The following is an 11208-nucleotide window of genomic DNA, read 5'->3' on the forward strand; positions in this document are numbered from 1 at the left end:
GTCAACAACCGTCAATTTAAAAGCAAGAGAATAATCTCGTTGGGTTCGTTTACTTGTTGATTTCATGACACTCTCCAATTTCATTTTGGAAATGTGTCAACCTTATTTAGGACGGTACAGTAATTTCTAAAAAAAGCTCCTAAAATGATAATATCGCCATACCGCTCCCCGGTTAAATATGACCCACTTTAAGAGCACACTACTAAGCGTTTCAAGCCTAAGCTTGAGATAGGCCAGAATGGAGTTAAACAGGCCTATCTAAGTAGTAAAATGGCAATTTTTATTGGTTACCACCAGGCCTCGACTTGCACACCGTAGTTGATGGTGTCGTTACTCTTATTGTTGTCAAAAGAGTCACCCTCGTTGTCTTTCAAATATGTCGCGAAGAATCGAATTTCTGGACGAGCAAAGAAAGATTCACCGGTTGAGATAGCGTGTGCAATAGTGAATTTTGTACCGCTAAACTTATCTTCATAGCCTGAATCCCAAGTTTTGTCTTGGTCAAAGTAGCCTACCTCTAACATTGTCTTGTTGTATGGAGACCAGTTATAGGTTGGACGAGCTACAAATGAGAACAACTCTTCCTTATCGAGACTATCTCCATGGTCTTTCACGTTACCGTAAGTTAACACATGATTAATCACGACATTTTCGCCTAAGTTCAAATCACCAGTACTGATAAAACGAAAGCCTTTTGCATCACTGACATCACCACTCCAGATGTCATACCAGCCACCACCTTGTGAGATAGCGTTCTGTGCAAGTCCTTTATCCATATATTGGAGCACAAACTTGTTGTACCCCAATGCGAAACTCTGACTAAGTTCAGCCGTTAACATTAAACCGTTATCGAAGTTTTCAGCGGCGTCTTCTTGCTCATCCGTTGGGTTAACCATTGCATAGTCAGCACCGAATTCAGTCCAGGAGCCTTCCCATGGGCTAAAGCCAGCGTAACGTAAATCTAAGAAGTAAGTATTCAGATCTCCGTAACTCGTTTTGTTGCCAGTATCATCCCACTCGGCCAACTCATTATCCGCTCGGATAACCGCTGCTGAAATCGCACCGGTATTTAACTTGATGTTTTCAACGCCCACACCGTAGCCAGAAATATTCCAGTACTTGGTATCTATAATGTGTATATCATGACGTTGATAAAAGCGTTTACCAGCCCAGATAACGGCATCAGGTGAAGCAGGAATATAACCCTTCGCTTGAACATTCAACTGCTTAATTCCAAAGTTGGCACTGTCATCTTTACTATTTTCAGACTCTAGGTTTCCGTCCGATGACATTTCAAACATACTTTCAAAGTACATTGAACGACCATCTGCATTGAATAACTCTCGGCCTAATCCAATTTCCGAATAAGTGTCAAACTCATTGCCCAAGCGACCCAATGTCGTTTTGTAAAACTCATCTCCGCCCTTGGTACCGCCTCCATCAGCACTGGCTCCCAAACCAGCCCGTACGTAACCGTAGAAATCGACTGCTGAAACTTGAGTGGCGAATAGAGAACCTAAAATAGCGACTGTCAATGTAGCTTTTTTCATTTTAATTTCCTTTTGTATTACTTTTGAGTTATTGGCTGGGTAAATATCTCCATATCCTTTATTTAGGCAATACTTACCCTTAAGATGAATTTCATCTCATTTTTAAATATTTTTATTTATTGTCCGCCTAAATAATCAGGCGGGATAGTTATTTATTATTTTTGATAACGATGACTTGATAGGGTTGAAGTGTAATATTCTCCTTAATATCGTCACCTGTATTTGCATTTATCCAATTCCCGTGCGGAACTTTCAAATCTCGCTGCTCATTCAAAAAGTTCATAATGAACAAATAGCGAGACTGTTCGTCTTCACGAGTTGTCACTGACACTCCGTAAGGCACGTTTTCAATTGGCTTGCGAATGCCATGTAAATTAGCAAGAGAGATGTAAAACAACTCGTTAAACTCTGTCTCTGTACGTGCAGCGATGTAGTAAGCACAACCTTTACCAAGCTGGTTCTTAGTAATGACCGGGCAAGCATCAAATAGATCCTCGCGGTAATAAGCCAAAGCTTCTGCCGTCTCTAAATGAATATGTTCCATTAAGTGCTTGGCCTTAAATTCACCACTGAAGCCAAAACCAGAATGCGTTTCCATTTCAAACAATACGCGTTCATGGTCATAGAGTGAATCAATCTCCTCAGCCCAAATACCCAACGTGCGGCGCAATGGGCTGCCTTCTCCGCCAGGGAAGCCACCCAGAAAGCACAGATCATTCTGGTCAACGATGCAACTCCAGTAAGTCGCGACTAACGTTCCGCCTTGCTCGACAAACGCTTCCAGACGTTCTGCTACACCAGGTTTTATTAAGTACAGCATAGGTGCAACAATGATCTTATAAGGAGTAAAGTCACATAGCTGCTCTATGATGTCGCAGCTAATACCTTGCTGCCAAAAACCTCGATAATGGTCACACACGGTTTGCTCGTAGTGCATGCCTTCATTGCGAGGACCTGAAGCATCATCCATTGCCCAACGGTTTTCCCAATCAAAAATGATCGCCACTTCGGCCTGCGTGCTCGTTCCCGCCACATCATTAATTTGTTTAAGATACTCACCGACGGCTGTCACTTCTCGACCAGTACGAGTATTTGCATGACCAACGTGGTCAATCACCGCACCATGAAACTTCTCTACAGAGCCGCGGCTTTTTCGCCACTGGAAGTACTGAACAGAGTCAGAGCCATGAGCCACTGCTTGCAATGATGAAAGCAGATGGACACCGTCTTTTTTGAGCTTAGTGATTGGCTGCCAGTTGGTTTGGCTTGGGGTTGATTCCATAAGTAAAAACGGCTGGTTTTTCAGTGTGCGCATCAAATCATGGTACATCCCGGTATAGCAAGCGAGCGCAACTTCATCGCTGTCACGGTGCCAAAGCGGATAGCTGTCCCAAGAAACAACATCAATTGACTTTGCCAATTCCCAATAGTTGTAGTCGTAAAAGTACTCCATGAAGTTTGCCGTCGTAGGCAGGTCAGGATTAATCGCCTTGAGCGGTGCAATCTCGTGCTCACAGAAGTTCGAGACGCGGTCAGTACAGAATCGTTTCCAATCTAACTTCAGTGCGTGAACGGAGTTTTCACCAACGGGAGATGGTGATTCAATTTGTTCCCAACTGGTGTAAGTATGACTCCAAAACGCACTCCACCACAGCTTATTAAGATTGTATAGAGAGCCGTATTTGTTTTTCAGCCACAAACGAAACTCTTCCTGACAGTAATTACAGTGACAATCGCCGCCATATTCGTTTGAAACGTGCCAGCCTATCACCGCAGGATGTTGACTGTAACGTTCAGCCAATTTAGCGTTCATGATGCTTACTTTCTCACGGTAATTCGGTGAGCTGTAACAATGGTTATGACGTTCTCCATGCAGTTGTTTAACACGTGCGCTGTTGACTCGAAGGACGTCAGGGTATCGTTCAGACAACCAGGCAGGACGCGCACCACTTGGTGTCGCTAGAAATACAGAAATCCCATTGTCTGCCAAGTTATCCAGTACGTTATCGAGCCATTCAAACTGAAACTCACCTTCAACAGGTTCAAGAGCAGACCAACTGAAGATACCGACTGACATAACGTTACAGTTCGTCTGCTTCATCAGTTCAATATCTTTGGCTAGAATATCTGGTCTGTCTAACCATTGCTCAGGGTTGTAATCTGCTCCATGGAGCAAGCCTTTTATCTTGGGAATGATGTGTTTTTTATTGTTCATTATTGACCTTTAAATACTTTCAATGACGGTAGTGTGTTACCTTCAAAATCAAACAGTGCTTGGTTTTCCCATGAGTTGCCCATGTCCCATTTGTCCCCACTGTAGTCCATGCCCGCTTCCGTGGACCAAGTTGCACCATCAATTGGTAGCCATGCTGGCTCCCAGTAATAGATCCCTAGACCTTGTTCGTTAGGCAGTTCATTCAGCAGCGTCATGATGTCAGCCAGGTATTGCGCCTGGCCCTCGATTGACACACTGTATCCCTCTATCGGCCCCGCCTCGGAGTAGCTATTACCTAACGAATCACCATTTTCCGTGGTAAACGGGAAAGACGTTTCGACCAGGACGACGGGCTTGTTGTAGCGACTGATGACGTCATTCATATTGGCTTTTACTTTATCGATTGGGCCGTGCCACCACGGGTAGTAAGACATACCAATCACATCAAAATCGACACCACGTTGGGTTATTTCATCAAACCACCAACGGAAAAGACCGTTATCACCTGCTTCAGCGAGGTGCAACATGATTTGAATGTCTTTACCACTGTCGTTGTCATGCACCGCTTGGATGCCGGTTTTTAAAAGCAGTGATAGACGGTCAAATTCCTTACCATCTTGACCCCAACTCTTACCCTCAGGCCAAAGCATGCCACCATTCAGTTCGTTACCAACTTGAACCATGTCTGGCACGACACCCGCAGCTTGGTGTGCTTTCATCACCTCTGCTGTATAGTCGTAGACTTTCTGTGTTAGGTTCTCAAACGTAAGTTGCTCCCACTCTTTAGGCTTTTGTTGCTTTTTAGGGTCAGCCCAAAAATCGCTGTAATGGATATCAAGCAGGAAAGACATGCCATTTTCTTGTGCACGTTTACCAAGCTCAATTGAGCGCTCTAAGGTATTGTTACCACCGCCGAATACATCACCCGTGGCTGACGTCGGGTCAACCCACAAACGTGCGCGAATAGAGTTCACACCATTATCTTTTAATATTTTAACCAGGTCTTTTTCAGCACCAGATTCATAATATTTACCACCTAGCTTTTCTATTTCAGGTAGCATTGAAATATCCATTCCACGGATAAAGTCTGATCTTAATTGTGGAGCAGTTATAACAACATTATCCGAGCCAGTATTAATATCAGCGCTATTACTATTTGAAGAGTTTACAGATTGACAGCCAGCCAAAGCCACTGCCGCACTAATAAGTGCAACCTTAAATTTTGTGTTCATATCTTTCTCTCTATTATTAGCCTTTAGTACTACCTGCCGTTAAGCCAGATACAAAGTATTTTTGTAGTGATAAATAAAGAAGCGCCACAGGTATTGATATAAGCACAGCACCTGCTGCATATGTGGTATAACTTGCACCCATTTTCTCTACGACCAAATTATATAAACCGATAGGTAAAGTATAATTTTCAGGCGTTCTTAATATCGTTGTCGCGAGAATAAAATCGCCAAGTGGTCCGGTGAAAGAGAATAATGCTACTACTGCAATAATTGGTTTTGAAATTGGCAATATAATTTCCAGAAAAATACGTATATTGCTTGCGCCATCCATTTTTGCCGACTCATCAAGGTCTTTCGGTATCGCGTCTAAATACCCTTTCATTAAATAGGTGTTCATAGGAATCATCCCGCCTACATAAACAAGTACTAATGCCAAGTGACTATTAATCAGTCCCAACATCTGCGCTAATACGAAGATAGCGATCAGTGCTGAAAACTGAGGGATCATCTGCAATAAGAGGAACAACATTAAGCCATTTTTTCTGCCCTTAAAACGAAATCGTGAGAACGCATATGACGTACATGACACGCTGATAAGTGTGAGAACCATCGTCAAAAAACTGATTTTCAGACTGTTCCAAAACCAGGTCAGGTAAGCTACTTTGTCGTTAGCAAACAACGTTGCGTAGTGACTTAACGTCGGGTTATCCGGGAAAATGGACTCACCCATAATGCTGTTACCCGGATAAAATGACGCGCCAACTGTCCACACTAGCGGGTAAATAATGATTACTGAAACCAACAGAATCAGGCCGTAGCTCAATGTCAATCGGATGCGATTACTTCGTTTAATACTCATCTTTCTATCTCGCTTCTTCTTTGAATGACTTGGTCATACGGAATTGCCAAAGAGCAATGCCCACAACGAAAATCGACAGTAATAAAGTGATGGCAGATGCAATACCGTATTGCGATGAAGACATCGTCAGTTTGTAAATCCATGACACCAAGATATCGGTGCCGCCCGCGTTACTACCAATGACTGCAGGGCCCCCATTATTAAACAGATAAATAATATTGAAGTTGTTAAAGTTAAACGTGTATTGAGTAATCAAAATTGGAGCGATTGAGTACAGAACCAGCGGTAAAGTGATAGTTCTTAACTGCTGAAATTTGCTTGCACCGTCCATCGTCGCAGCTTCATAAAGATCGTTAGGGATCGCCTGTAGAACCCCCGTTGTCATGGCGAATACAAATGGGAAACCTAACCAGGTTTGGATCATGATGAGCGCGACTTTCGTCCAGAATGGGTCTGTCAGCCAAGCTTTAGGCTCAATACCAAAGAAGTCGAGAATAACATTGTTGATGACACCAAAGCTGTCGTTAAACATCCCGGTAAAAATAAGGATGGTAACAAAGCCGGGTACCGCCCAAGGAAGAATAAAGATTGTACGGATCAGAGGCTTAAATTTAAGGTCTTTTTGGTTAACCAGAATCGCCAACAGAACCCCGACTGTACATTGCAATGTTGATGCAACTAATGTCCAAACGACTGTCCACTGCAACACATCGATAAAGGTGTTACGCCACAAGTTAATTTGGAAAATGTTGAAGAAGTTCTTCAATCCAACCCAGTCAACCAGCTTCGCAGGCGGTGAGTTGTAAAGGTTATAGTTAGTAAAACCAATCGCAAAACCAAAGATGATCGGAAACACTACAACAAAGACTAAAAGGATAAAACCCGGGCTTATCATCAGATACGGGAAGCCAGCATTGATAACATTGCGATACTGAACACGCAGTGAGTTCAATGGACGGCCTTCATCAAGCCGTTGACCGTTTTTGTAGGCGTCATTAATGCTGAGTACATAAACCGCTAAACCAAATACCACCACTAGCGAAGCAATAATACCTTCTGCAAGTAAAAAAACTGAGTTGTCCTCTGGTAGGTTTTCGCCAAGTGTTACAAGACCCCACATACCGTGGGAAATAAAATCACGAGTTACTGCATAAAAACTTGTTAGCAGGATGAAGAACATCATGCCTTTTACAAACTGTCGGTTATAAAACTGGCCAAAGCCAGGAATTAGCGCAAGTAAGGAGGCAGTAAACCGTTGGGATCGATATAGCCCCGAGTTATGCTCAAAATGTTCACTCATGTCAGACATCACTTACAACTCCATTTCGGAAAACTTCTGGCGTCTGTCAGCCCCAGACGAGTAACTAGGGCCGACAATTGCTTTCGCCAGAACAATATCTTTGAATTATTGACCCATCATTGCGTGGTTAGCTTCGATTTGCATATTGATGCTGTCTACCGCAGAGTCGAGTGCACTTTTCGCATCTTGTTTATTGGTTGCAATCAACTGAAGCGCGCTGTTTGCAGGGCCCCACACTTCGTTCATTTCTGGTATGGAAGGCATAGACGTAGCGTGAATGGATTGCATCGCTACAGCACTTGCTCCTGGGTCATTCTTGATAACAGGATCGTCCACCAATTTTTTCACTGCCGGAACCTCTCCAGTTAGCTCAAAGCGGCGCTTGGCATTATCATAATTATTGACGAACGTAATAAACTCTTGAGCTAAAGGTTTGTTTTTCGAGAAAGTGGAAATGCTGTAGCTCTTCACGCCCATAAATGAGCCCATTTGCTCACCAGATGGCAATTTTGGAAGAGGGGCTACACCGTAGTTGATCCCTGCTTCTTTGTAAGGCTGGAGCGCCCAAGGACCAGTTTGAACAATCGCTGCTTTGCCCGACGTGAATAGTGAATCGATAGCATTAAGCCCGTTATTACCAATGATGCCTGTAGGGAATACTTTAGAGTCATAGAACTTCTGAATGAATTTCGCGCCTTCTACTGCCCCTGGAGTATTCAGTAATATTTTATTAGGATCGTACGAGCCGTCGTCTTTTTTAGCGAAAACATCACCACCCATACCGTTTAAAATTCCGTAGGTGTAATAAAGCTCATCCCATTTAGCCAGCAAACCGTATTTATTTTCTTCGCGAAACTTCTTAGACAGCTCAAATATTTCGCCCATCGTTTCTGGCAGTTCAGAAATAAGATCTTTGTTGTAAACCATAAATACGGTTTCAACGGATTTTGGCAAACCGTATAGCACGCCATTGTAAGTCAATGCGTTAATAGAAGATTGACTAAATGTATCGGTAACGACTTTATCGACCTGAACTGGAGCAAGTAAACCTTGGATAACCGCCCCACCAATCTGATCATGTGGAATCAAGACGACGTCAGGACCAGTGCCCGCCGGACCGTCCATTCGTAGCGATTCGACCTGACCGCCATATGGCATTTCAAGCACGTTCACTTTCACATCGTGTTGTTTTTCAAACGCTGCGACCGCTTCTTCATTACCAAAAGACTTTTGAATGTCTTCCCAGACTAATAAGGACTGCTGCGCCAACGCCATCGGCGAACAAAATAGAGCAGTAACTGCGAGAGCAGATAGTTTTTTACTAAATTTATTATTATCCATAAAATTTCACGCCTTTCGTTTTTGGTAAAAAATAAAATTTATGGTGCAAATATGCTCCTTTGTGTTATTTTTTCCATACAGGTTATTCATTGATGTGATTTTAATCACGTTATCTAGTAGTTATTGTGATAAAACAAACAAGTAAAAATAAAATTTACTAAATAAAAGACGAATTAGATCACACACTTTATTTATTATCATTTAAGAGGAATTTAAAATGTCTTCGATCCAATTATCCAATGTCGTAAAACGTTTTGACGATACCCAAACCATTCACAGCGTAAACTTGTCGATAGAAGAAGGTGAGTTTGTGGTGTTTGTTGGCCCATCGGGCTGTGGCAAATCAACGCTCTTGCGTATGATTGCCGGTCTGGAAGACATCAGTGATGGAGCAATATCTATTTCGGGCAATGTCGTTAACGACACTCCACCATCAGAACGAGGGGTGGCGATGGTGTTCCAGTCTTATGCGCTATACCCACATATGACTGTTGCAGAAAATATGGGTTACTCACTAAAAGTAAACAAAGTACCTAAAGAAGAACGAGATAAAAAAGTGCAGTTGGTCGGTAAAGCTCTGCAGTTAGAACATCTGCTCGATCGTAAACCAGCCCAACTGTCAGGAGGCCAACGTCAGCGCGTTGCTATCGGTCGTGCTATCGTGAGAGATCCTAAAGTGTTTTTATTCGATGAGCCTCTATCAAACCTTGATGCAGAATTACGTGTGGATATGCGTCTACATATTGCAAAGCTACATCAAGAACTTAAGTCAACCATGATCTACGTAACGCACGACCAAGTCGAAGCCATGACATTAGCAGATAAAATCGTCGTGCTTCGTGATGGTAAAGTTGAGCAAGTTGGCTCACCAATGGATCTCTACCATAACCCTGTTAACAGATTTGTTGCCGGATTTATTGGCTCGCCTAAAATGAATTTTCTTCCTTGTACCGTTGAAGCTTGGGATGAAACGAGCTTAACAGTGAGTATGGATGTGGGTCATTCAATCACTTTACCGATAAAAACAGCTCAGGTTGAAATAGGTAAAAATCTAACGTTAGGCATTAGACCAGAACACCTCACGACAAATCCAGATATGATCACACTTGCATTCCAATGTGAAGTGGTCGAGAGACTGGGAGGCATGACTTACATCTTTGGCCAATGTGGCGGCGTGGATGACTTCAAATACCTTCATCATGGGGACACACAAGTACAGTCTGGCGAGTCAATTTCGCTATTTACATCACCTTCCCATTTACACATTTTTGAACCTGATGGAAACGCCATTACATTTGATTCTGTACAATCAACGCATTAACGTTTTAACGCCAAAGAGCATTCAATATGCTCTTTGGCATGATAGAGCTGTCCGATAAAAACAATATAGGGTAATCTTTTGGCTACACTTAAAGACATTGCACAAAGAGCGAAGATTTCTACTTCCACTATTTCTCGCTTTCTTAACGACGACCCTACTTTGTCTGTAAGTGAAGACAAAAAACGGGCCATTTTGGAGGCAGTAGAGTCTCTTGGCTATCAATCCCCTAAACGCAGTAAAAAACAGTTTGTTCATCATGAAGTAACCAAAACGAATGAGCCAACTGGCGTACGTGATGTTGTTATGTTGAACTTTTTGACTCCGACACAGGAAATAGACGACCCGTATTTCACTTCTATTCGTGCTGGCATTCAAAATCGTTGCTTAGAAAAAGGCGTCGATTTAAGAACACTACATTTAGACCAGATTGATACCAATATAAATCTAATAAAAAACGCTCCAGCTGTCATTGCAGTCGGACATTTCTCCAAACATGTTGTAGATACGTTATATCAAGCTAACCACAATATTATATTTGTTGACTCAAATCCTTTAGGTAGCAAAACCGATGCAGTCTTAATTGACCGGTTGGCATTGTCCAATGACGTTATGCAAAATGTACTGAAAAGCCGTTGTAAACGACCTGCTTTTATTGGCAATAACGAGGAGCGCTTACATACTTTTCGTAAAATCACCAAAGAAAACGGCTTGTATCACGATGCGCTATGTAAAGTGAGTAAAGATTATTGCATCGAGTCGGGGTATCAAGCAATGAAAGAAATGCTACAACTCGATGAACTTCCCGACGTGGTCTACGCTGCGACAGATATGGTAGCCGTTGGTGTTTATCGCGCCATTTATGAGGCCGGGTTAACCATTCCAGGGGATATACAAGTCATCGGCACCAATGATATCTCTTCAGCCCGACATATGAGTCCAAGCCTGACTACGATGCGACTGTTTCCATTTGAAATGGGAGAAGTTGCCATTGATATGTTTATTGAAAAAATGAGTGGTCGGAAATATAACAAGACTGTTTTATTTGGTCATGAATTCATATGGCGAGACAGTTTTAAAATTAACTAACTGCGAGCTAATTTATGATTCTTCAATACATCACGGATGATAAAATTGACTTAATAAATTTGTAGATGGATCATAATCACAATTATCTAAGTAAATTTACTTAGATAATTTATCCAAAATCACAACTACGTAAATCACCTTATAAAAATAATCACTAACACTTTTATACATCACCTCAACTCTAAAATCCGTTGCTATATTATTTACGTTTAAAAATAATCAAAACGTGAATATATAAAAACGGTGAAACGATGAACAATACCCTAAAAACACTAGCCATCTTCGGGTCATTAGTGGCCTCAAA

8 protein-coding genes are annotated in these 11208 nt (G+C 42.2%); 2 read left to right on the plus strand and 6 right to left on the minus strand.

The features are described from left to right. Positions 1–287 precede the first annotated feature (287 nt). The 6 genes from lamB to GVO60_RS21870 all read right to left on the minus strand — a co-directional run bounded on the left by lamB (position 288) and on the right by GVO60_RS21870 (position 8497). Entirely contained in the window at positions 288–1550 is a 1263-nt protein-coding gene (gene lamB, locus GVO60_RS21845) for a maltoporin LamB (protein WP_031431320.1), read from the minus strand. A gap of 148 nt (positions 1551–1698) precedes the next feature. After that, complete coding sequence (locus GVO60_RS21850; RefSeq protein ID WP_031431318.1) at positions 1699–3765, minus strand: beta-galactosidase; 2067 nt, start codon at positions 3763–3765, stop codon at positions 1699–1701. Continuing rightward, positions 3765–4997: a glycoside hydrolase family 53 protein gene (locus GVO60_RS21855; RefSeq protein ID WP_031431316.1), complete on the minus strand. Its 1233-nt coding sequence runs from the start codon at positions 4995–4997 to the stop codon at positions 3765–3767. Before GVO60_RS21855 ends, GVO60_RS21850 begins: the two co-directional genes overlap by 1 nt. Positions 4998–5013: 16 nt before the next feature. Then, complete coding sequence (locus GVO60_RS21860) at positions 5014–5856, minus strand: sugar ABC transporter permease (RefSeq protein ID WP_025789580.1); 843 nt, start codon at positions 5854–5856, stop codon at positions 5014–5016. 4 nt (positions 5857–5860) lie between these two features. Continuing rightward, positions 5861–7165, minus strand: coding sequence for a sugar ABC transporter permease (locus GVO60_RS21865; protein WP_031431314.1), 1305 nt, complete (start codon positions 7163–7165; stop codon positions 5861–5863). A gap of 96 nt (positions 7166–7261) precedes the next feature. After that, positions 7262–8497, minus strand: coding sequence for an extracellular solute-binding protein (locus GVO60_RS21870; RefSeq protein WP_031431312.1), 1236 nt, complete (start codon positions 8495–8497; stop codon positions 7262–7264). Between the two features lie 217 nt (positions 8498–8714). Here GVO60_RS21870 and GVO60_RS21875 point away from each other — a divergent pair, with 217 nt between their 5' ends. Further along, positions 8715–9818 carry an ABC transporter ATP-binding protein gene (locus GVO60_RS21875; protein ID WP_031431310.1) on the plus strand — a complete coding sequence of 368 codons (1104 nt, stop codon included), beginning with the start codon at positions 8715–8717 and terminating at the stop codon, positions 9816–9818. A 78-nt stretch (positions 9819–9896) separates the two neighbouring features. Further along, complete coding sequence (locus GVO60_RS21880; protein ID WP_023584789.1) at positions 9897–10904, plus strand: LacI family DNA-binding transcriptional regulator; 1008 nt, start codon at positions 9897–9899, stop codon at positions 10902–10904. Positions 10905–11208: the final 304 nt, after the last annotated feature.

The sequence above is a fragment of the Vibrio atypicus genome, from assembly GCF_009811315.1.
GTDB lineage: Bacteria > Pseudomonadota > Gammaproteobacteria > Enterobacterales > Vibrionaceae > Vibrio > Vibrio atypicus.